The organism is Tritonibacter mobilis F1926, from assembly GCF_000376545.2.
Classification (GTDB): domain Bacteria; phylum Pseudomonadota; class Alphaproteobacteria; order Rhodobacterales; family Rhodobacteraceae; genus Epibacterium; species Epibacterium mobile.
On record NZ_CP015231.1, the window covers coordinates 974075 to 997306 of the forward strand.

The 23232-nt window shown below is 55.2% G+C and carries 20 protein-coding genes, 1 tRNA gene and 1 pseudogene; 12 read left to right on the plus strand and 10 right to left on the minus strand.

The window, feature by feature from the left end; all coding sequences use genetic code 11:
• Window positions 1–2 precede the first annotated feature (2 nt).
• On the minus strand, window positions 3–1034 hold the full coding sequence (locus tag K529_RS20040; RefSeq protein WP_005614645.1) for a substrate-binding domain-containing protein: 1032 nt from the start codon (window positions 1032–1034) through the stop codon (window positions 3–5).
• A 270-nt stretch (window positions 1035–1304) separates the two neighbouring features.
• Between K529_RS20040 and K529_RS20045 the strand changes: the two genes are divergently transcribed.
• The 7 genes and pseudogenes from K529_RS20045 to K529_RS23315 all read left to right on the plus strand — a co-directional run bounded on the left by K529_RS20045 (window position 1305) and on the right by K529_RS23315 (window position 9530).
• On the plus strand, window positions 1305–2654 hold the full coding sequence (locus K529_RS20045; RefSeq protein WP_005614643.1) for an ABC transporter substrate-binding protein: 1350 nt from the start codon (window positions 1305–1307) through the stop codon (window positions 2652–2654).
• A 112-nt stretch (window positions 2655–2766) separates the two neighbouring features.
• Window positions 2767–3774, plus strand: a complete 1008-nt coding sequence (locus tag K529_RS20050; RefSeq protein ID WP_005614641.1) for a carbohydrate ABC transporter permease — start codon at window positions 2767–2769, stop codon at window positions 3772–3774.
• A gap of 13 nt (window positions 3775–3787) precedes the next feature.
• Window positions 3788–4936: a carbohydrate ABC transporter permease gene (locus tag K529_RS20055; RefSeq protein ID WP_005614640.1), complete on the plus strand. Its 1149-nt coding sequence runs from the start codon at window positions 3788–3790 to the stop codon at window positions 4934–4936.
• A gap of 45 nt (window positions 4937–4981) precedes the next feature.
• Window positions 4982–6634, plus strand: coding sequence for a beta-galactosidase BglA (gene bglA / locus K529_RS20060; protein WP_005614638.1), 1653 nt, complete (start codon window positions 4982–4984; stop codon window positions 6632–6634).
• A gap of 19 nt (window positions 6635–6653) precedes the next feature.
• The gene (locus K529_RS20065; RefSeq protein WP_005614635.1) at window positions 6654–7751 is read left to right on the plus strand and encodes an ABC transporter ATP-binding protein; all 1098 of its coding nucleotides are present in this window, start codon (window positions 6654–6656) and stop codon (window positions 7749–7751) included.
• 161 nt (window positions 7752–7912) lie between these two features.
• Window positions 7913–7989 (plus strand) — tRNA-Arg (locus K529_RS20070).
• Between the two features lie 780 nt (window positions 7990–8769).
• A pseudogene (locus K529_RS23315) lies at window positions 8770–9530 on the plus strand (IS5 family transposase).
• Between the two features lie 220 nt (window positions 9531–9750).
• On the opposite strand, the gene K529_RS20090 reads toward K529_RS23315, so the two are convergent.
• From K529_RS20090 to K529_RS20120, 7 genes are read right to left on the minus strand one after another with little or no spacing between them, the layout of a single operon-like run.
• Window positions 9751–10080: a hypothetical protein gene (locus K529_RS20090; protein ID WP_040641485.1), complete on the minus strand. Its 330-nt coding sequence runs from the start codon at window positions 10078–10080 to the stop codon at window positions 9751–9753.
• A gap of 1 nt (window position 10081) precedes the next feature.
• Window positions 10082–10468: a response regulator gene (locus K529_RS20095; protein ID WP_005612843.1), complete on the minus strand. Its 387-nt coding sequence runs from the start codon at window positions 10466–10468 to the stop codon at window positions 10082–10084.
• Window positions 10469–10511: 43 nt separating this feature from the next.
• Window positions 10512–11369: a CheR family methyltransferase gene (locus tag K529_RS20100; protein ID WP_005612845.1), complete on the minus strand. Its 858-nt coding sequence runs from the start codon at window positions 11367–11369 to the stop codon at window positions 10512–10514.
• Window positions 11366–11854, minus strand: a complete 489-nt coding sequence (locus tag K529_RS20105; protein WP_005612856.1) for a chemotaxis protein CheW — start codon at window positions 11852–11854, stop codon at window positions 11366–11368. Before K529_RS20105 ends, K529_RS20100 begins: the two co-directional genes overlap by 4 nt.
• On the minus strand, window positions 11838–13973 hold the full coding sequence (locus tag K529_RS20110) for a chemotaxis protein CheA (RefSeq protein WP_005612858.1): 2136 nt from the start codon (window positions 13971–13973) through the stop codon (window positions 11838–11840). Before K529_RS20110 ends, K529_RS20105 begins: the two co-directional genes overlap by 17 nt.
• Before the next feature lies 1 nt (window position 13974).
• Window positions 13975–14349 carry a response regulator gene (locus K529_RS20115; RefSeq protein ID WP_005612860.1) on the minus strand — a complete coding sequence of 125 codons (375 nt, stop codon included), beginning with the start codon at window positions 14347–14349 and terminating at the stop codon, window positions 13975–13977.
• Window positions 14346–14633: an STAS domain-containing protein gene (locus K529_RS20120; protein WP_005612862.1), complete on the minus strand. Its 288-nt coding sequence runs from the start codon at window positions 14631–14633 to the stop codon at window positions 14346–14348. Before K529_RS20120 ends, K529_RS20115 begins: the two co-directional genes overlap by 4 nt.
• Before the next feature lie 332 nt (window positions 14634–14965).
• Here K529_RS20120 and K529_RS20125 point away from each other — a divergent pair, with 332 nt between their 5' ends.
• The 5 genes from K529_RS20125 (at window position 14966) to K529_RS20145 (ending at window position 21484) form a co-directional block, all read left to right on the plus strand.
• A complete protein-coding gene (locus K529_RS20125; RefSeq protein WP_005612865.1) occupies window positions 14966–17323 on the plus strand; it encodes a methyl-accepting chemotaxis protein in 2358 nt (785 codons plus the stop codon).
• A gap of 160 nt (window positions 17324–17483) precedes the next feature.
• Window positions 17484–18419 (plus strand): CheB methylesterase domain-containing protein, encoded by a 936-nt coding sequence (locus K529_RS20130; RefSeq protein WP_005612867.1) that lies wholly within the window; start codon window positions 17484–17486, stop codon window positions 18417–18419.
• Between the two features lie 26 nt (window positions 18420–18445).
• Window positions 18446–19009: a chemotaxis protein CheD gene (locus tag K529_RS20135; RefSeq protein ID WP_005612869.1), complete on the plus strand. Its 564-nt coding sequence runs from the start codon at window positions 18446–18448 to the stop codon at window positions 19007–19009.
• 237 nt (window positions 19010–19246) lie between these two features.
• Window positions 19247–19885, plus strand: coding sequence for a TetR/AcrR family transcriptional regulator (locus K529_RS20140; protein WP_005612871.1), 639 nt, complete (start codon window positions 19247–19249; stop codon window positions 19883–19885).
• Between the two features lie 27 nt (window positions 19886–19912).
• Entirely contained in the window at window positions 19913–21484 is a 1572-nt protein-coding gene (locus K529_RS20145) for a 5-guanidino-2-oxopentanoate decarboxylase (RefSeq protein WP_005612872.1), read from the plus strand.
• Window positions 21485–21493: 9 nt separating this feature from the next.
• On the opposite strand, the gene K529_RS20150 is transcribed toward K529_RS20145, so the two are convergent.
• Together K529_RS20150 and K529_RS20155 are read right to left on the minus strand one after the other, a co-directional pair.
• A complete protein-coding gene (locus K529_RS20150; protein ID WP_005612874.1) occupies window positions 21494–22300 on the minus strand; it encodes a carbohydrate ABC transporter permease in 807 nt (268 codons plus the stop codon).
• The gene (locus K529_RS20155) at window positions 22297–23172 is read right to left on the minus strand and encodes a carbohydrate ABC transporter permease (protein ID WP_005612876.1); all 876 of its coding nucleotides are present in this window, start codon (window positions 23170–23172) and stop codon (window positions 22297–22299) included. The genes K529_RS20150 and K529_RS20155 overlap by 4 nt, the downstream gene beginning before the upstream one ends.
• Window positions 23173–23232 lie beyond the last annotated feature (60 nt).

Consider the following 23232-nt stretch of genomic DNA (forward strand, 5'->3'; position numbering starts at 1 on the left):
CTTTATGTCCTGTGGGGGGCGGGCCCGGTGGAGCGGCCAACGGTCAGTTCGGCCTCTAGGAGTTCGGTCAAAGGGGAAGCGCAGGGCTCTTCGATCTGAGAAATCAGCAGCTTGGCCAGTCTGCGCCCAGCGTCCCGCACCGAGGACCGCGTGGCAGTGAAAACTGGCACCTCAGCCCCGTTTCGCAGATAGGACAGATCGTCGTCATGGGTGATCACAGAGACATCACGTCCCATTACCAACCCGAGTTCTTCGATCGCGCGGCGCACACCAAAGGCTGCGATGATTGACGACACAAGATATGCCGTCGGCGGTGTTTCCAGACCTTGCGTGCGTCGGACCGTGTCGTAGCCGTATACTTCTGTCATCTCGCCCGCAAACATCAGGGCCGGGTCCGGGGCAATGTCGCGCGCTTGCAGTGCGGCGGCGTATCCCTCGCGACGGCGGAAGGCAAAATCCATGCTCTCCTGACCGTTGACAAGACAGATGTGGCGGTGGCCAAGATCTAACAGAAAATCCGTTGCGCGCCGAAAGGCGCTGGTGTTGTTGACATCCAACCAGCTGTAAGGCGTCGTGATATCGGTCGCGCGCCCATGCACCGCGAAAGGCAGGCCGATCTCCTGCAGCATGGTGATCCGGCTGTCTTGCATTTTGGGGGCGTGCAAGACGATGCCGTCGACGTTTCGTTTGGCGAACATCTCGTGATAGGCGCGCGACTGGTCCTCATCCGCGACCAGTGACAGCACCATGTCGTAGCCTGCTTGGCTGTAGCTCTCGCCCGCACCGGCAATAAAATCCCCGAAAATCGGGTTCATCATCTCGTGCTGGGTCGAAAGGGGAATCACATGCCCGATGGCCATAGCGCGCCCCGTTGCCAGTGCTTTGGCGCGCGTATTGGGGCGATAATTGTGTTCATCTGCGACCTGCATCACCCGTCTGCGGGTGGCCTCACTCACCTCCGGATAGCCGTTCAAGGCCCGGCTTACCGTGGTCTGCGACAAGCCAAGAAGAGCTGAAAGTTCTTTGAGGTTCATGAGGTTTTGCCTCCAAAGCGCTTTAAATGTTTTGCCAAATGCAGAGTTTGCAACCTGAGACCTGTCCTACTTTATGACTATGAGTATGTCGCTAGTTCAAGTGTTAATGTTGCCTTTGTCTGAGAGAAATGTTGACAGGAAGGTCCGAATCCGAAAGTTTGAAGTCAATCAAAGCGCTTTGAATCGCTTGGATTGAGCACAGCTATAGCTGGAATGGTCAGCGAGCAATCAACCCAAGCGGTCGCGCGGTGAGGATAGGGAGGAGAACCAATGAAACGAGTATTGATGTCGGCTGCAGCCGTCACGGCGCTGATGGCGGGAACGGCCACCGCCCAGGATCTGATTTTTCCGGTCGGCGAGGGCGCCTTTAACTGGGACAGCTACGCTGAGTTGGAAAAGATCGACCTCAACGGAGAGCAGGTCACGGTCTTTGGCCCATGGCTCGGGCCGGATCAGGAATTGGTCGAGAACGTACTGGCTTACTTCGCCGCTGCGACCGGCGCGGATGTGCGCTATGCAGGTTCTGACAGTTTCGAGCAGCAAATCGTGGTGGACGCCGAGGCAGGATCTGCCCCCAATGTTGCCGTCTTCCCGCAGCCAGGCCTTGTGTCGGATATGGCCAAACGTGGCTTTGTCACGCCGCTCGGGGATGAGACCGCAAATTGGGTGCGCGACAATTACGCTGCCGGGCAGTCGTGGGTTGATCTTGGGACCTTCTCCGGCCCGGACGGCAATGACGGTCTCTTTGGCCTGTTCTACAAGGTCGATGTAAAATCACTGGTCTGGTACAACCCTGAAAACTTTGAAGATTTCGGCTATGATGTGCCGCAATCCATGGAGGAGTTGAAGACCCTGAGCGAGCAGATGGTTGCCGATGGCAATACCCCATGGTGCATCGGTCTGGGGTCCGGTGGGGCGACGGGCTGGCCGGCGACCGATTGGGTCGAGGACATGATGCTGCGCACGCAGGAACCGGCTGTCTACGACAAATGGGTATCCAACGAGATCAAGTTCGACGACCCGGCAGTGGTGGGTGCGATTGAGGAATTTGGCTGGTTTGCCCGCAATGACGATTTCGTCTCTGGCGGGGCAGGGGCCGTGGCCTCGACCGATTTTCGCGACAGCCCCAAAGGCCTGTTTTCAAGCCCGCCGCAGTGCATGATGCACCGTCAGGCCTCCTTCATTCCCGCCTTCTTCCCGGAAGGCACCGAAATGGGGTTGGACGCGGATTTCTTCTACTTCCCCGCCTATGAGGGCAAGGAACTTGGCAACCCGGTTCTGGGCGCTGGCACCATCTGGTCGATTACGAATGACAGCACCGGTGCTCGGGCGCTGATGGAGTTCTTGAAATCTCCGATCGCGCATGAAGTCTGGATGGCACAGCAGGGTTTCTTGACCCCGCTCAAGAGCGTCAACACGGACCTCTATGCCACCGACACGCTCAAGAAAATGGGCGAGATCCTTCTTTCTGCTGACACCTTCCGTTTTGATGCGTCCGACTTGATGCCGGGCGGTGTGGGTGCGGGCTCTTTCTGGACCGGTATGGTCGATTATGCAGGTGGCAAGCCGGCAGCAGAAGTCGCGGCTGAGATCCAGTCTTCCTGGGACGCGCTCAAGTAAATTCGCGCCTCTCCCGCAGGGCCGCCCGGATCGGTGGCCCTGCCCCTTGCCGGTGGTGTGCCTTGCCTAAATCAGGCGTCCTCGGCATCCATGCTTTCTTCAGGAGCCAGTCATGCATCCAGCCATTCAGGGGCTGCTGACCATCGCTTTCGGCGTCGGGGGCTGTGTCGGCTATTTCTACCTCTCGAATATCATCCTCGACACGTTCATTTTTCCAGCCCGTGGCAAGGACATCGCCAAGAACATTCGCCGGGCCAACATGGTGCGCCCGTGGCTCTTCCTGTTGCCGGCTCTGCTCGCGCTCGGGCTCTATCTTGCCTATCCGGTGGTCGAGACCATGCGTCTGTCGCTGACAGAGCGCGTGCCGGGTGGTGGCTCAGAATTTGTGGGGCTTGAGAACTACAAACAGATGCTGGCGGAGGCGAAATTCTGGGAAGCGCTGCAGAACAATTTCCTCTGGCTATTGGTGGTGCCTGCGGCCTCTACCGCTTTTGGTTTGTTGGCGGCGCAGCTCACGGATCGGCTGGCATGGGGCAATATCGCCAAATCTTTGATCTTCATGCCGATGGCGATTTCCTTTGTCGGAGCCGCGGTGATCTGGAAGCTGGTCTATGACGCTCGTCCTCCGGGCACGGAACAGATTGGTATTCTGAACGCGGTCTATATCTGGCTGGGCGGGGTGGAGCCGCAGCAATGGCTGACCATTCCCTTCTGGAACAACTTCTTTTTGATGATGGTTCTGGTGTGGATTCAGACAGGCTTTGCCATGGTGATCCTGTCGGCGGCCCTGCGTGGCATTCCCGAAGAAACCGTTGAGGCTGCCATTGTCGATGGGGCCGGGCCGTTTCAGATCTTTTTCAAGATCAAGGTACCGCAAATCATGGGCACCATCGTGGTGGTCTGGACGACGATCACCATCGTGGTGCTCAAGGTCTTTGACATCGTGTTTGCGCTGACAAATGGCCAGTGGGAAACGCAGGTTCTGGCCAATTACATGTATGACAAGCTGTTTCGCGCCAATGACTGGGGCGTGGGCTCGGCCTCGGCGATGGTGATTATGCTCTTGGTGATGCCGATCCTTGTCTGGAACGTCTACAACGCGCGCCGCGAAATGCGCTGAGGGGAATGGGGTCATGAGTGCAATTGCTGGACAAAAACCGGGCCTGATCTGGGCGCTGCGTCTCTCTGTTGTCGTTCTGGTGGGGCTATGGCTGTTCCCGACGCTTGGTCTCTTGGTGTCGTCTTTCCGGACAGGCGATCAGATCGCCACATCCGGCTGGTGGAAAGCGCTGTTTCCGACGGAGCAGAACCAGACGTTACGCACGGCGGCACCGGACACGCAGGCTCAGGTGGGCGACCTTTGGGTGATCGAGGGCAACCTATTTGAGGAAGCCACCTCTGCCGAGATTTCAGTCTGGGGGACCAACGCCCGCGAGATCGATGCCTATGTCGCGGGCGATACTGCGACCTTGCGCGGCGGCGAGGAGCTGACGGTTGCGGCGGATGGCAGCTACCGGTTGACCTCAGCGAGCCAAATGGAGGGGCGTCGGGGTGCACGCGTGTTCGTGACCGCTGTTGTGCCACCAGAGTTCACAGTTGAGAACTATGAGACCATCCTCATCTCCGGCGGCTCGACTGACAATATGGCGCGGGCCTTCTTCAATACGCTCACCGTGACCATCCCGGCGACGATCATTCCGATCCTTGTGGCGGCTTTTGCGGCCTATGCCCTTGCGTGGATGGAGTTCCCGGGGCGCGCGCTACTGATCGCAGCCATCGTGGGTCTGCTGGTGGTGCCGCTGCAGCTGGCGCTGATCCCGCTCTTGAAGTTTCACAACGAGATCGGCATCGGCAAAGGCTATGTTGGCGTCTGGATGGCGCACACCGGGTTCGGCTTGCCGCTCGCAATCTATTTGTTGCGTAACTACATGGTTGGCATTCCACGTGACATTATTGAGAACGCGCGGGTGGACGGGGCGACGGATTTCCAGATTTTCACCCGGATTATTCTGCCGCTCTCCTTTCCTGCGCTGGCCTCCTTCGCCATCTTTCAGTTCCTCTGGACATGGAATGACCTGCTGGTCGCCATGGTGTTCCTGATCGACGCCACCGGCGAAACCACAGTGATGACGAAACAGATCGTCGAGCTTCTGGGCACCCGTGGCGGCAATTGGGAGATCCTCGCGACCTCCGCTTTTGTCTCGATCGCGGTGCCGCTTGGCGTGTTCTTTGCGATGCAAAAGTACCTCGTGCGGGGGCTTCTGGCCGGGTCGGTCAAATGATCGCCTGCACTCTTACTCTTACCCTCTGATGACGGATCTCAAGACATGAACGCTCAGACCTCTATCAATCCCGCTTCTGTGCTGGCCCATGACCCTGACTGGTGGCGTGGGGCGGTGATCTATCAGATCTATCCACGCAGCTATCAAGACAGCAATGGCGATGGCATCGGCGATCTGCCGGGCATCACCTCGCGGCTCGAGCATATTGCCTCGCTTGGGGTGGACGCGATCTGGATTTCGCCTTTCTTCACATCGCCAATGAAGGATTACGGTTATGACGTGAGCGATTATTGCGACGTCGATCCGATGTTCGGCAATCTCGCGGACTTCGATGCGTTGGTGGCCAAGGCGCATGATCTGGGTCTGCGGGTGATGATCGATTTGGTGCTCTCGCATAGCTCTGACCAGCACCCGTGGTTTGCGGAAAGCCGCCAGAGCCGCGAGAATCCCAAGGCGGATTGGTACGTCTGGGCCGATCCACAGCCTGATGGCACGCCCCCCAATAACTGGTTATCGATCTTTGGCGGTCCCGCATGGCACTGGGACGCGCGTCGTGAACAGTATTACCTGCACAACTTTCTCGTCTCGCAGCCGGATCTGAACTTCCACTGCGACGCGGTACAGGACGCATTGCTGGACGCCACCCGCTTTTGGTTGGAGCGCGGAGTGGATGGTTTCCGATTGGATACGATTAATTTCTATATGCATGACAAAGAGTTACGATCCAATCCAGCTCTACCGAAGGATCAGCGCAATTCCAATATCGCCCCCTCGGTGAACCCCTATAACCATCAGGAGCACCTCTATTCCAAGAACCAGCCGGAGAACCTCGAATTTCTGGCCCGGTTCCGGGCACTGCTGGACGAGTACCCGGCGAAAACCGCCGTGGGCGAGGTGGGTGACGCGCAGCGCGGTCTGGAGATCCTCGGTCAGTACACCGCCGGAAACACGGGCGTTCACATGTGCTATGCCTTTGAATTTTTGGCCAAAGACCCACTCATTGCTGCGCGCGTGGCCGAGGTTTTTGCAAAAGTTGATGACGTTGCCGCAGACGGTTGGGCCTGTTGGGCGTTCTCAAATCATGATGTCCAACGTCATGTCAGCCGTTGGAACCTCTCTGAGGCCGCCTTGCGCTTGCACGCGACGCTGATCATGTGCCTGCGTGGTTCGGTCTGTATTTATCAGGGTGAGGAGTTGGGGCTGCCGGAGGCCGAGGTTGCTTTCGAAGACCTGCAGGACCCCTATGGCATTGAGTTCTGGCCGGAATTCAAAGGTCGAGATGGCTGCCGGACGCCAATGGTCTGGACCAATGACAATACCTACGGCGGCTTTTCCGAGACGCGCCCGTGGCTGCCTGTCAGCCTTGAACATGGTGCATTGGCTGTGGCGGAGCAGGAAGCAAACCCGGATGCCTTGCTGCATCACTATCGCCGGGTGATCGCCCTGCGCCGGGCGCATGCTGCGCTCTCACGCGGATCTCACGACGCGGTTGCCGCATCGGGAACGGTGGTCAGTTTTACGCGCAGCGCGGAGGGTGAGGACATATTCTGTGCCTTTAATCTCAGCGATCAAGACGCAGAGATCACGCTTCCCGCAGGTGCGTGGGACCAGCTTGGCGCAGAAATCGGCACGGCAACCATAAGTGGGGCGCGGGTTAAACTGGCCCCTTGGCAAGCCTGCCTCGCGCGGCGCGCATAATTGTCTCTGGGAGGAAACCATGGCGAATTTGAAACTGACCGGAGTGGAGAAAACCTATGCCGGTGCGGTGAATGTCCTGAAGGATATCAACCTCGATATCAAACAGGGCGAGCTGATCGTGTTTGTGGGGCCATCTGGCTGTGGCAAGTCCACGCTGCTGCGTATGATCGCGGGGCTTGAGCGGATCACCGGTGGCACCCTTGAGATTGACGGGGGCGTGATGAATGATATCCCGCCCGCGCAGCGTGGCATCGCCATGGTGTTCCAGAGCTACGCGCTTTATCCGCATATGACAGTGCGCGACAATATGGGCTTTGCCCTTAAAATTGCGGGACAATCTGCGGCTGAGATCGATGCGGCGATTACGCGTGCGGCAAAAATCCTGCAACTCGAAGACTATCTCGACCGCTTGCCCAAGGCGCTCTCGGGTGGCCAGCGTCAGCGCGTCGCGATTGGCCGCGCCATTGTGCGCGATCCCAAAGTCTATTTGTTTGACGAACCTCTCTCAAACCTCGACGCAGCCCTGCGGGTCGCCACACGGATCGAAATCGCGCAGCTGAAAGAGGCAATGCCAGACAGCACGATGATCTATGTGACCCACGATCAGGTGGAAGCAATGACCCTTGCGTCCCGTATCGTAGTGTTGGCCAACAAAGGTATCGCCCAAGTCGGCACGCCGCTTGAACTCTATGAACGGCCAGAGAATGAATTTGTGGCGCAATTCATTGGGTCGCCTGCAATGAACCTGATCCCGGGCGAAGTGATTGGCACAGGTGAGCTGACCCGCATCCGATTGGAAAACGGTGAAGTGATATCCTCTGCAATTGCCACCCGAGACAGCGACATGGGCCTAGAAGTGAATGTCGGCGTGCGACCCGAGGATCTGTTCGAAGGCGGAGAGGGGGGCGCCATGATTGACGCCAAGGTCAATATTGTGGAGGCGCTAGGCGAAGTGACTGTGCTCTACTTTGAAGCCGCACCGGGCCGTGATCCATCCGTGGCCAAACTGCCCGGCATTCACAATGGCCTACGCGGAACACATGTGCGCCTCTACGCTACCCCAGACAAAGTGCATTTGTTCAGCAATGGGCAGTCCTTGCTCTATCGAGAAGGCTAAGCGCGCTCCGGGGTGAGAGGTTTCTTTGCGGTATGAACCGGTGTTTCTTCTGCGATCACTTGCCATCTCAGGCGTGGCGGATCAGTTGCAATTAATGCAGGCGGGCGCGTCATTTTTGGGGTTGCGCCTGTCGGTGGCCAGCTATAAACCCCGCCCTCAGTGGACCGATAGCTCAGCTGGATAGAGTACTTGACTACGAATCAAGGGGTCGGGGGTTCGAATCCTCCTCGGTCCGCCACTTCCCCTTTGTTGAACGTCAGACGAAATTGACCTAGGCGTCATAAACTGACCCAATCCGCTGTTTTTGCCGTGTGGCTTGTTGCTTTGATCTGACCTTCCTTTTGGAAAATCAGGGCTGATTTGCAGGTTCATTCGGCGAAGCCGCCTGTTCCTGCTGATCTGCCAGGTGTTTTCTAAAGGCGGGCGAACGCGGGAGGGGGCGAGGCAATGCTATTCGACCGGGTTGGTGCGGCCCCAGGCGCAGCCGAGGACACGGCCCGGTCTAATCGGATTGCCCGAGGGGGAGGGCAGCGCCCTCTCCCTGACGGCCAGGGGCGTTTGGCTTGTCCAAATCCCGCTGGCCCACAAAACAGAAGCGGCGGGGCCACCAGCCCCGCCTCCGTGTAGCGGTCATTCAATTTTGAAAACTGAGTTCACAGGTTTGGGACCCAACCGCTAGTGCTGATACCCGCATCGATGACCGTAGCCAGCCCAAACAAGACGTTCGCACTAGGCACAGCAATACCTCTACTGCAGGTGCGAAGGCCGGTGGTCGGACTCCCGAAAGCCGCCATTCAGAAGGCGACGGTGGTCTTGGCTGTGCTGCGATCTGCGACAAGGGCAGCCATGATCGACTCAATCCAGTCCAGCTCGGTAGTGGAAGGCCTCCGAAATGTGGACAAGGAACGGATTTCCATGCAATAATTCTTAGGACATGTTGACAAAAGGGATTCACACTGGGGCTTCGACGTGATTCAAACTGGTATCTGCTATGGAGATCAGCTTGCCCCGAAACCTGATGAGCGACGACGAGTGGTCGCTGTTTGAATACTTCATTCTTGCGATCCGAGCCCGGAATGGGCGCAAGCCTACCAACCATCGCCTTGTACTGGATGGGATATTCTGGATTGCACGCACCGGATCACCTTGGCGAGATTTGCCCGAAGAGTTTGGCAAATGGTCCAGTGTTTACCGCCAATTCCGGCGCTGGACGTTGGCTGGGCTGTGGGAGGACATACTCGAAGCCTTGAACCAAAGCGGGGCCGTTCCAAACGCTCTCCAAATGATCGACAGCACTGTTATTCGCGCGCATCATCAAGCAGCGGGCGCAAAAGGGGGACTCCGAGACAGGGTTTTGGCCGTTCAAGAGGTGGCTTCACGACCAAGATCCACCTCCGCGTCAACGCGCACGGGTTGCCCATGAGAACAGACATCACACCGGGGCAAACTTCGGACTACCTTGGTTTTGATCTCGTCATGTCTGATAATCTGCCTGAGCCGAAAGTGCTACTGGCAGATCGGGGCTATGATGCTGATCGCATTCGGAAAAACATGAATGAACGTGATATCCTGACCCAAATTCCGATGCGAAAGACCCGCAAGATGCGCGTCGGCGTGGATCATGGGCTGTATCGATTGAGAAACCTGGTCGAACGGTGTTTCAATAAGCTCAAGAACGCCCGCCGCGTTGCTACCCGGTATGACAAAACTGCAGAAAGTTACCTCGGGTTCATCGACATCACATCCATCCGGCTCTGGGTGCGCCATTTGTCAACATGACCTAACTATAGGGGTGCACCACTTCAGTGGGGTAGGATCAGAAACTGAACATGGCTGCGTAAATTCTACCACTAACCCCCAGAAAAAATGAGGGAATCACCCGGTTAGATCAAAGATCGTGCAGGATATTACTTTATGTGGCTAAACGGCCTAAGCCGCGCAGCACGCATTGATCTATGTCTTTGCGAGCGCTGCACGGCTTATCTATCAATCGAACTGTTCAGAGTTCGAAGAGTTCTTGTCGTTCTCGGAGCCTATCTCGCAACAGTTGGAGGGTAATACTGTCGGTTGCCAAGTCGATATCAGTACAGTCCTCTGTCCCAACCTGCTCTCGCAAAGTGTCAAAGAAAGTGGACATCCCTCCAAGGGTTTGGGAGATCAGGTCAAAATCTTGCAGCTCACGAATTTCAGCGCTGGTAGGGGGGGAACGACGCTCGAGTATTGTCAGCACTGTATCTTCAAGCTGCTGAATCTGCTTTTGCAGTTGGCGCATTTCTCGCGCAGAATTTGCATAAACAGTATCGAGCGGTTTAGAAGAATTCGCGCTCATCTCACAGGCGCCCCACAACTTGTTCGATAGCCTGCCGCATAGATGCGACCGTGAAGGGCTTGCGAATGATATTATTCAAGCCGAGCTTCTTGCCAACCTCGATCATTTCAGGGGTCGGTTTGCCCGTCACCAGAATGAAACCAATGCGTTGGGTCGCAGCATGCCCACGTACTGCCTGCAGCAGACCGAGACCATCCATGCCGGGCATGTTGTAATCCGATAGCACCAAGTGAACTGGATTGGTCGCCAGTTTTTGGAACGCAGATTGCCCGTTGTTTTCGACGAGATAGTTCTTGACGCCGAGTTCATCGAGACACTGGGTAAGAATGCCTCGGCTGGTCGACATGTCGTCGACAACCATCACGCGCAGAGAGTCTTTCAAGCTCATCGTTTTTTCCTCGTGTTCTCGTCTTGGCTAACCGTGAGTGAAACTAGCCTGGGGTATTGACGTATGTTGTGATGCCGACCGTCTTCAAATGTTGTGATGCCGGGCCGGACATTCGTTCTGAGTGACCTATAAAAAGGTACCCGCCGGGGGTGAGTGTGCGTTGGAACGCTTGCCACACTTTCTGTTGCGTCGGATTGTCGAAGTAGATTGCGACATTGCGACAAAAGATTGCATCGAACTTCCCTTTGAATGGGAAAGGCTCAATTAGGTTCAGCACACCATAGGTGACCTTCTGGCGTAGGTGCTGAGGCACGCGGCCGGTACCCTGTTTCACGCCCGGTTCGAGCTTCATCTTGTACTGTTTGGGAATGCCATCAAAATCCTCTAGCGGATATTGGCCTTCCTCTGCTGTTCTGACGACAACCGGGTCGATGTCTGTGCCCAGGATTTTTATGTCGTAACGATCCGCATCGGGGCACATGTCGTGCAGGACAGCGGCAATTGTGTAGGGCTCCTGTCCGATGGAACATCCTGCGGACCAAATTCGGACGCGCCCCCCTTTCTTTGCCTTCTCCAGCAATGGTGGAAGAACGTCATTGCGCAACGTCTCAAAATGATGCGGTTCCCGGAAGAACTGCGTCACATTGGTGGTCAGCAGGGACAGAAGTTCGCTTCTTTCTTGATCCGCATTTGGTCCGTCTAGCTGCTTCAAATATTCTTTGAACGCTTTGATGTTTTGCTTTCTCAATTTCCGAGACAAGCGTGAAGAGACCAAAGGTTTCTTGCTTGGCGACATCGCCAAGCCGAAGTGTTTGTATGCGAATTGAGCAATGGCCTCGAAATCCTGATCAGACAGGATAATGCCATCGTCAAAGGGTTCGATTTGACCAGCGATGCTCACGAGAGGCCTTGCTCCGGTGCAGAAATGACAGCGTCCAGATTGATGATACGAACCATGGTGTCATCATGGGAAATGATCCCCTGAATATACTCCATCGTGTATCGGCTATCGACAGGGGGAGTGTCTTGGATCTCTTCTGGATTGATCGAGATGATCTCAGACACGGATTCTGCCAGCAGTCCCACGGGCTTGCCATGAACAGCAACCACGATCACGACATTCCGTTCGCTTGCCTCTGTTTGTTGCAGGCCGAAACGGGCGGATAGATCGTAGATCGGGATCACTGCGCCGCGCAAATTCATCACACCCAGCACATCCATAGGAGCATGCGGTAGGATTGTGACAGGAGCCCAGCGGCGGATTTCCCGGATTTGGGTGATTTTCAGGCAGAAGGCCTGGCCGGCAACGGTGAAACTTACAAACTCGCTCTGCTGAGCATGTTTGACCTCTTGGTCGCCAATTTTAACTTCAGCTTGCGATTGCATTGCTCATTCTCCGATCTGAATCAAAGGTGGCCGATGTCGGCGAGGCCGCGATGATGCTTTCTGAGTCCAAGATCATGGCGATTTTACCGTCGCCCAAGATCGTTGCCGCTGCCACGCCTGGGATGTTTCCACAAACGCCATCGAGGCTTTTGATCACGACCTGTCGTTGGTCGTGAATATCGTCCACGGCGAGGGCGCTACGTTGCCCCGTTTCCGTTTCTACCAAGAGATACACTCCAGGTGGTTTGTCGCCTTCGGGTTTGCGCAACCCGAGGGCACCCGCTACGTCACAAATCGGGACAAAGTTGCCGCGAATGGACAGCAACGTGCCGTCAGCGCCCAGGCTGTTGATCATGTCATCACTGCCACGCATCGTCTCAATGATGGATGTAATCGGGACGACCATGGTTTGATCCGCAACGGACACAACCATGCCGTCCATGACTGCCAAAGTGAGGGGCAATATGATGGTAAAGGTAGATCCTTTGCCCGGCGTGGACGAGACATTGATCCTGCCGCCCAGTGCCGTCACCGCGTTTTTGACCACATCCATGCCAACACCACGTCCAGAGAGGTTTGACACCTCTTTTGCAGTGGAGAAACCTGGCAGGAACAGCAAGTTGTCGATTTCTGCATCCGTCAGGTCGGCATTCTCCGGGATCAATCCCTTTTCAATGGCGATCTGCTTGACACGGGGACGGTTGATCCCTGCACCATTGTCTTTAATTTCGATGCAGACACTGCCGGACCGGTGCGACGCCGATAGGCGAATTTCACCGGTTCGGTTTTTGCCAGCGGCTTCACGATCTTCCGGTTTTTCGATGCCATGATCGACAGCATTTCGAAGGATGTGCGTCAACGGATCAGAGAGGCGCTCGATTACGGTCTTGTCGACCTCGGTATTTTCACCTTCAGTGATCAGTTTTGCAGTTTTCTCCGTCGCCGATGATGCCTCGCGGACAATACGTGCCATCCTCTGAAAGAGTGGCTTCACGGGCTGCGCACGGATAGACATGACGCCTTCCTGTATGTCGCGCGCCAGATTCTTAAAGCCTTCCAGTTCAGTTTCGACATCGCGCAGATCAGCCACATCAAGGTTGGCAATCTGTTGCGCCAACATCGAATGGTTGATGATGAGCTCGCCAACCGCGTTGATCAGCCGGTCCACCCGCTCCAGATCAACACGAAGGGTCGGCTTAGGTCCGCGTTGTTCTGACTTATTGCTCTCCGGCTTTACTGTTTCGACCTTTTCCGTCGCTTGAGGAGTTGCCATTGGAGTAGCCTCTGCAGGTGCCGGCGCGTCAAAAGGGGCTGGCGTCTCGGGCTCGGCACTATCCCCGGGGACGCCAAATGCGGCGTTCAGTGCAGCCAGGGCAGCGGCTTCCTCCTCTGCGTCCTTGTCGGATGCAATCGAGAGTTCACACAGGCCTTCGACAAATTCGAATACCGCTTCAACCGCAGATTTCGGCTCTGTCGTCGTCAAGGTCAGGTTCCAGGCGAGGTAACTGTCATCCATCGCCATGGCATCAAAACCGGGGAGCTCTGTTTCATCCAGAACAACCTCTAGCGTGCCAAGCTCGGACAGAGCCTGAAACAAGAAGAATGGTTCGTTGCCGGTCCCAAACATTTCTTTGAGCGGTCGGAAACGAATTTCATAGGACTTCTCTTCCTCCACTGCCAAAGGCAGCGGAACTGAAGGGCCGCCGAGCCCCATAGGCTCAAACGTGAGATCCTCTTCTTCCTCGTCGAGATACTCTTCAAGGCCTGCAATGAGGACATCATTGTGTTCCTCATCGACGCTGCCACCATCGCGAGAAACGGTGACAAGATCCGCAAGATGATCGCTACAGCGCAAAAGCAACTGGATCAGCTTGGTATCAAGTTCGAGTTTGTTGGACCGAACCTCGTCAAAGACGGTTTCAAATTTGTGGGCAAATGCCACCAACTCATCAAGCCCAAATGCCCCGGCACCACCCTTAATCGAGTGCACAGCCCGGAACACGGCATTGACAACCTCGGGATCGTGATCGCCTCCTTCGATAGCGGTCAGACCCTCATCCATCGCTTCGAGGAGCTCTTCACACTCCTCAAAGAATGTATCTTGAATCGACCCCGACATTTTATGCAACCGCTCCGGTCACGCGCTTTAGCGCAAAAATCAGGGATTGATCGTCAAACGGTTTGGTAATCCAGCCAGTTGCGCCAGCGTCGCGAGCGCGTGCTTTCATTTCAGGTGCGCTCTCGGTCGTCAGCACAAGGATCGGTACCTTGGAGTTGATGCCGTCCCCCCGCAGCTCCTCGATCACACCAAAGCCATCAAGATTGGGCATGTTGATGTCGGTAATCACAACATCGGGCGCCACATCATCATACATGTCAACGCCTTCACGCCCATCAACGGCGCAATGGTACTCAAAACCCGCTTCTTCCAGCGTTGCCGCCAGCAGATTTCGGATAGTACGAGAGTCGTCGATTGCCAGAACTTTGGTTTTCATACTGTTTCCTCGTCTTCAAATCGGTTGGGTTCCAAACCCAGAAGGGTGAGGGATTTTCTGCACCCCTCGTTGACATTAGTGACCGAGAAACCCAGGCCCTCGGAACGCCACTGTTGCTCTGCTCCCAAAAGCAGTTGCAGGCAGCGAGACGGCATTACCGCAACTTTGCTGCAATCGACCTCAACAGCCTTGTCACGAGAGGCGTTGAGAAAGGCGACCAGTGGGTCTAGATCCGCGAAGGCATTGGGCAAATCCAGAGTATGCTTTTGCGTTTCGGTGGTCATATTCGCGATTCGCACCCCCGTTTAAGGCGATTGATTTCAGTTCGATGGGAGCAGTCTTAGCTTCAGGGCCTTAACATTTGATTTCCGCCCTTCTGGAGAAATCACCAAAGATCGCTAAAGCCGATTTTGTTCGGACTCATGAAGCGGACCTGCTGACCCAGCATAGCGCCTTGGAAGGGATAAGATTGCAGTTCGACCGGCTATAAGATGTCACCGAGAGAATATAAGAAGATCGAATTTGCCCCCGTAAGGCGCAAATTAACCCCTGATGGAGGAGACATATCCCCAAGTATCATGCGCATCATATTGGATGCGTCGTCTTGGAGGCCCTAATGACCGCGCTGTCTCGACTGAAGATTCGCTACAAACTACCTGCATTTCTTGTAGGATTCGCGGTGATGGCCAGTACCATCCTCGTGACGGTCAGTACCGTAAATTATCAGAGAAACGCGTGGATCACGGTCGCGAATCGATTCGAATCCATCGTCTCTGACCGTGAGACAGTCTTGACGGCTTTGTTCAAATCCATTCGTGCAGATGTTGAGGTGCTCGCGCAGATGCCGTCTACGGCGACCGCTACGCAACGTATCTCTGCCGCATGGGGTGGAGTGAGCGAATCGCCAGCTGAAACGCTGCGCCAGATGTACATTTCTGAAAATCCCAATGCGCCAGATGAACGATTTAAGATGGATCGGGCTCAGAAAACGATCCCGTACAACATTCATCACGCAACATTTCATCCGTCGTTCAGAGAGCTGTTGGTCTCAAAGGGATACAGCGATGCCTATCTGGTGACGGTTGCAGGCGATGTGATTTATACAGTCGCAAAGCAAGATGATTACGGCAGCAACCTGCTATCGGGCGCGCTGAAAGACAGCAGTCTGGCGTCTACGTTTCAGCGGATCATGTCTGCACCGACGGATGAGATTGTGTTTTCCGACTTTGACCGTTTTGCCCCGCGAGGGAATTCTCCGAAGGCATTTGTTGGAACGCAAATCGTGGCGAGCAGCGGTCAAGTGGTGGGCGTGCTGATTTTGCAGATACCGGAAGCACTCGTGAATCAGATCATAACCCCGTCCGAGGGGCTAGGCGAAAGTACCGAAGTCTTTCTGGTCGCCGAAGATGGCCAGGCGCGGTCGCGATCACGATTCGATGATGGTCACAATATGCTGGATGCGCTGACATTTTCGACCCAAGAACGTGTCGCAGAGCAGGGCCAAGTGTTTGATCGCGACGCTGTCGGACTGCGCGGTGCTCCTGTGGTCGCGTTAAGCAGACAACTCTCAATACCGGGCGTTACCTGGTTTTTGACAGTAGAGCAGGAGCGCGCGGAAGTACTGGCTCCGGTACGCAACGACAGGTGGTTGTTGATCCTGACATCTCTGGCGAGCGCGCTGCTTATGACCGCAATCGGTTGGTGGTTCGCGCGTAGCTTTCTCAAACCGATCGACGGGCTGTCAGAACGTATGAGTCAAATCAGTGAAGGGAAACTGGATGCTCCTATCCCAGAGGCGGATCGCTGGGATGAGTTTGGTCATATGGGTAAAGTTCTTCAAACCATGCAAGGGGATCTGAGAGCCGCCAAAGAAGCGGAAGCGCACCGACAGGAGCTCCAAGTCCAGCAAGCAGAGGTGGTCCATCATATCAGTGAAGGCCTTGTGCAACTGGCAAACGGAAACCTTGCGCATCGGATCACCAATCCTTTCGATGATGAACACGAAAAGCTGCGAACGGATTTCAACGCAGCTCTCACGGAGTTGAGCGGTGTGGTGCGGCAAGTTGCGGATACCGCAGGAGGGATTCGATCCGGCTCCGATGAAATCAGCCAGGCCTCGGATGATTTGTCGTCCCGTACCGAAGCGCAGGCCGCAACACTGGAACAGACCGTGGCCGCGCTGGATGAGTTGACGGCGAGCGTTAAATCGGCGGCGGCAGGGGCAAAGAATGTCGAGGACATCGTCAAGCAGGCGCAGGGCGAAGCGCAAAGAAGCGATATTGTTGTGCGCAATGCCGTAGATGCCATGACCAAGATCGAGCAATCGTCAGAAAAAATCGCGCAGATCATCTCTGTCATTGACGATATTTCGTTTCAGACCAATCTCTTGGCTCTCAATGCCGGGGTCGAAGCCGCACGCGCTGGTGAAGCGGGGCGTGGGTTTGCCGTTGTCGCATCGGAGGTGCGCGGTCTGGCGCAGCGCTCTTCTCAAGCAGCACTTGAGATCAAGAATCTTATTTCAGAATCCACTCAACATGTTGGGGACGGCGTCAACCTTGTTGGCGAGGCAGGGACTTCTCTGAAATCGATTGTCGAGCGTGTTTCGCATATCTCGAGCTTGGTGTCTGAAATCGCCGAAGGTGCAGCAGAGCAATCCGCCGGGTTGAGTGAAATCAATGACGGGGTGACGCAGTTGGATCAGGTCACCCAACAAAATGCGGCAATGGTTGAGGAGGCGACCGCTGCCAGTCATTTGTTGAAATCTGATGCGGGAAAACTGGCCGATTTGGTTGCGCAGTTTCAAACGGGGCAACCGGTCGCACCAATGCGCGCCGCAACAATACCGGAGGTCACAAGCCCGGATTGTGAACCGATGCAAGTATCAGCACATGGAGATGATCTTGAATTTGATCCACCTGCACCGATGCCTTCCTCGAGCGGGTCTGCAGGGCGCGACCTCTGGCAAGATTTTTGAATGAGCCGGCGAAATACGTGGTCCTTAGTAGACCGGTTCTACGTCGCTGAACATGAACTTCCCGGGTCTCCGGGGCAAACAAACGGGTAGTAAATTGTCTTCATTGAGCGTTTTGATAGTCACCACTGATCGTAACTTTGCCCGAACTCTGCAGAGCCAGATGGAAGCTGCTTATCCCGGCTTGCAGGTGCTGTTGGCCAACAATTTGATGATGGCTTACAATCAGGCCGAAGCTGGGCAGCCTAGTTTTGCATTTGTTGAAGATGGCTTCACGAAACTGCCGGAATTTGAGATGATGTTGGCGCTGTTTTCGGCGCTGGACGTTCGGTGGGTTTCGGTGATGGATGATCGTAACTCCACGCCAGCGCGCCGATCTTCGCCGCTGCTCAATGTGGGGGCGGGTATTTTTGAGCTGACCAAATCCGACAGCCCGCGTCAGTTCATTCAGTACTTTGATATGATGATCAAAGCGCCGCGTAGAAACTCGCCATCGGCAAATTCGGCAAAGCCGACTGTTGGCAGGGATGACTTCAAGAAGATCATCCTGATTGGGTCTTCGACCGGCGGTGTCGAGGCGCTGAGAAATGTTCTGGTGGGCTTTCCGATTCAATGCCCGCCCACTTTGATCGTGCAGCATACGGGAAAGAGTTTTGGCAGCGGTCTGGTTTCCCTGCTTGATCGGATTTGTCCCGCCAAAGTTGTCGCGGCTGAAGACAATATTCCCCTACAAAGCGGTCACGTTTATATCGCTGCGGGCCAGCCGCGACATATGGGGGTCACACCCCGAAAGCCCTTCAAGATTCGGATGAAAGAGGGCCCGAATATCTCTGGGCATACGCCTTCAGTTGACGCTTTATTTTCGTCCGCAGTGCCATTTGCCAAAGATGTCGTTGCCGCAATTTTAACCGGTATGGGGCAAGATGGAGCAAAGGGGATGTTGGATCTGCGAAAAGCAGGTGCAGCGACATTCGCCCAAGACGAGAAAACTGCCGTGGTCTACGGAATGCCCAGAGTCGCCTGGGAAATCGGGGCCGCGCAAAAACAAGTGCCCTTGGCCAGGATGGCCGGTGCAATTCTGCAAGCCTGCAAGACCTGAGACGAGACATCTGGAAGGAAGCCGCTTTGTCGAATGTTTTTCAAAATACGAGTACGGTCACTGTTCTGCAGGGTGACTATAAAGTTACGACCGATCCTAAAGTGGTTTTCTCAACCGTTTTGGGTTCCTGCATTGCGGCTTGCATCTACGATGAACAGGTCGGTGTTGGCGGCATGAACCACTTCCTACTCGCATCCTCATCGGGTGCTGGAGGTGTCAGTGCGCGATATGGTGTGCATGCGATGGAGCTTCTGATCAACGGGATCATGAAGAAAGGCGCGTTGCGGTCTAACCTCAAAGCGAAGGTTTTTGGCGGTGCAAAGATGTCTGCCAACTTATCTGACATCGGTGCAAATAATGCGGACTTCGTACAACGGTTTCTCAGAGACGAGGGCATCCCGGTGATTTCTTCGTCGGTCGGGGGCACATCTGCACGCAGGGTACGCTTTCACGCCTGCTCGGGTGCTGCGCAGCAGACCCATGTGGCCGATGATCGTCGACTTGGTGAAGAAGAGCGCGCAGCAGTTGCACGTACGCAGGCAGCTCCAGTTCGCAAACCTGCCGCCGCAGACAATGTGACCCTGTTCTGATGTAGAATTCAGCGTCTCAGGTCAAAGTTAGTCACAAACCCCTGAATGCATTCGCGTTCAGGGGTTTTAAGTGATGATACCGTATCGTTCTCGAACAACTCCTAGTGGCGTACCTGCGTTTTTCTTCACCGGTGCTAAAATCCGATGTGATCTGGCTGCCAGCACTCTACATGAGAGCTCTTGCTTGACGTCGCACATTAATTGTACGATTGTGCAATAAAAGTGAGGACGCTTATAGTGAACGCCGCTCCTAAAGAACCCAAGTTTCGTCGCGAGAATCCTGAACAGCGTCGAGAGCAGTTAATCGAGGCCACTTTGCGGGTTATCGCGCGCAAAGGTGTTTCCGCAGCGACAGTGCGTGAAATATCTGCCGAAGCAGGCGTCGCCTTTAGTCTGATCCGCCATCACTTCCGCACCAAAGAAGATTTGATGTACGCAGCATATGCTCACCACATGCAGAATATGGCGCATCTTTCGTTGTCTTCCGCAGGCGACATCAGTCGTCCGTTACCTGACCGTCTAAGGCAGTGCATACGTGATACGCTGTCTGCACCGGTGACCAATGGCGAGAGCCTGCAGATTTGGGCCGGGTTTATCCAGATGGTCCCACATGATGATCGTATGAAGCAAATTCACATCGATACATATTTAGGTTTTCGAAACACGCTAGAGCCGCTCATCAGAGAGGCATTGGTGTCACAGGGCAGTCCCGCGACTCCTGCGGAGGTGGAAGCAAAAGCGATTGCCTGTAACGCCGTTTTGGACGGGCTTTGGCTGGAAGGGTCCATGCTCCCCGATATGTTGCCTCCTGACAGATTGACCGCACTCGCAGAGGAGACGGTGTTTAGCATTCTCGGACTGCCTGCATCTGTCTGATATATAATATTTATTTAGGAAATACCCATGGCAACAGTCGGCCAGACCTTAGTCCAAAATCTCGTTGATCGTGGAGTGGAGATCATATTCGGCATCCCGGGTGTGCACACGATAGAACTGTATCGTGGAATTGAGAACGCGGACATTCGCCACATTACCCCACGCCATGAACAAGGTGCAGGCTTTATGGCCGATGGTTATGCGCGCATGTCTGGCAAGCCCGGTGTGGTATTTGTGATCACGGGGCCGGGCCTCGTGAATACAATGACGCCAATGGCGCAAGCGCGTGCAGACAGTGTCCCTATGGTTGTTGTTACTGGGGTCAATCGTCGCGACAGCCTCGGTAAAGGGTTGGGGCTTTTGCACGAGTTGCCCGATCAGATCGGCCTCTCACAAACAGTGTCCAAACATGTGGAACATATCGCAAGTGGAGCTGATCTGGAGGGTGCGCTGGCGCGCAGCTTTGCAGCACTCGAAGGTCGCCCAGGACCAGTTCATATCGAAGTTCCCACTGATGTGATGGATCTGCCTGTTCTAAAACCCCTGTCGATCACAACAAAACGCCAGCAATCGCAGCCAGACCTTGAACCCTTTGTGCAGGCTTTGGCCGATAGTACTCATCCCGTAATTCTTGTTGGTGGCGGGTGTCGTCGACAAGATCAGGCACTCACGCAGCTGGCTGAAAAGCTAGATGCGCCGGTGGTTCAGACAGTAAATGCACGCGGTTTGATGCATGGGCATCCTTTGACAGTCCCCGCCAGCCCGTCGTTGCAATCTGTGCGCAGCTTGATTGCACAAGCCGACTGCGTTCTGGCATTGGGCACCGAATTGGGTCCGACGGACTATGATATGTATGCAACCGGGGCTTATCCCGAGATGAACACGTTGCTGCGCATTGATGTGTGCGACGAACAACTCGCGCGCCACCCTGCAGAACGTACTCTCCTTGCAGATCTGAACGAGTGCCTGCCTGCATTGGCATGCCAAGTTGCTGAAAAAGCGAAAACAAATGGGGCATCTCGTGCAGAGCGCGCGCGAAACGCTGCCCGTCAAGAAGTTGAATCACAGACGCCCGGCTATGGAGATTTCATAGCCCAAATTGAAACCCTGCGAGAGGCCATGCCCGGCGCGGTCTTGGTGGGTGATTCAACACAAGCGGTCTATGCGGCCAACTTGTACTATGATCACGACCGACCGGGTGGCTGGTTCAATGGTGCAACCGGTTTTGGCGCGCTGGGTTATGCGATCCCCGCTGCAATAGGGGCCGCGCTTGCGGATCCTTCCGCACCGGTCATTGCATTGATGGGAGATGGAGGGGCACAGTTCACCCTTCCGGAGCTGGGTGTGGCCAGTGATGAGAACCTCCCCATTCTGTTTGTCGTCTGGAACAACAACGCATACCTTGAAATTGCAAATTCAATGGAGGCGGCGGGTATTGCAGCGACTGGATGCCACCCCGGCGCGCCAGATTTTGAGGCGATCGCAGCGGCCTATCGGTTGGGGTTCAGGCGTATATCACCCGCGCAGCTTGCTGTCGCAATGGCGGAAATGCTGCCGCTCGCAGGTCCGATGCTGCTGGAGATCGATATGCGCGCGTGAAACGGATGGCTATTTGATCCCAGCCCGCATGAAGCTCTGAACAAACTGGCGTTGAAACAGCAAAAAGGCCAGCAAGAGTGGTCCGGACGTCATCAATGTGGCGGCATTGATGACGCTCCATTCGACACCTGAGTCGATCGCTGAAAAGATGCTCAGGCCGACCGTAACGGGGCGTGTTTCTACCGAGTTGGTGATGATCAGGGGCCAGAGGAAATTGTTCCAATGATGGCTCACCGACACCAGACCGTAGGCGAGATAGGTCGGGATCGCCAAGGGCATGTAGACCTTTACCAGAATACCAAGTGTCGACATGCCTTCGACCTGCGCCGCTTCTTCCAATTCCTTGGGGATAGACATAAATTTCTGACGCAGCAGGAAAATCCCAAATCCCGATGCAATGTAGGGCAATGCAATTGCGGGGATTGTATCGACAAGATCGAGAAACCGGATGGCCTTGTAGTTCTCAACGATGAGGATGTCGGGCATGATCAGCAATTGCAGCAACACCAGCCCGAACAATATGCCGCGTCCGGGAAATTGATAGCGGGCAAAAGCATAGGCCGCGAGAGTGCACAGGACGATCTGACCTGCGAGGATCACGGTCACCAACACGAATGTGTTGAGGAAATAGCGCCCGAAAGGAGCCGCGTTCCAAGCCTTGATGAAGTTCTCTAGCGTGAGCGGCGCAAAAAAATCAAACCGCGCCTCATAAACCGCCGGATGCACCGCCGTCCAGATCGCATAGGCCAACGGCAACACCCAGATCAGCGCCAACGCCCATGCACCGGCAGTGTTCAGAATACGATCAGCTGTCATCTGTAGTGTACCTTGCGATCAAAGAGGAAGAACTGCCCGATGGCTAGGATCATCAGGAAGACCAACAACACAACGGTCAGCGTTGCAGCGTAGGCCGTATCCCAGAAACGGAAAGCCACTTCGTAGATGTAAAACAGCAATAGAGAAGAGGCATTGTCCGGTCCGCCTCCCGTCAGGATGAAGATGTGATCGACCATGCGGAACGAGTTCACCACTGCGTTGATCGAGACAAAAAGCGTGGTCGGCATCAGCAGAGGTAAGGTGATGCGGCGAAAGATAGTCCAGCCGCCGGCGCCTTCGACACGCGCAGCCTCAATCAGGGAGGTCGGGATGGTTTGCAGCGCCGCGAGGTAGAAGATCATGAAGAATCCCGCTTCCTTCCAGATCGTTACCACCATCACACCAAAGAGCGCAGAGTTCGCAGAACCAAGAATATTGGTCTGACCAAAACCAAGCGCGCCGCCAATCTGGTCGATAAGTCCGAAACCGGGGGTATAGAAGAACATCCAGATGTTGGCGACGGCAATCATTGGTAACACAGTGGGCGTGAAATAGGCCATCCGTACAAAGCTGCGACCAGCCAATTGGCGGTTGACCCAAAGGGCCATGACCAGCGCAATAATGATCGAGAGCGGGATGGTTCCGGCGGCGTAAATTGCGTTATTCCACAGAACCTTCCAGAAAATCGGATCGCCGATCAGTGTATCGTAGTTTTCAAGACCTGCCCATTTGGCAGGACGTCGTCCCCGTGGAGTGGTGAAAAAGCTGCTCCACAATGTGGTCAGTGCAGGAAGATGTGTAAAAGCGATCAGGAAAACAAAACCTGGCAACAACAGCAGCCAAGCGTGTATCCAGCCTCGTGTGCGCAGCATTTTCGGCTCCTGAAAAACATGCGCGCTACCTCTGATCAGGCAGCGCGCATGGGGTTGATT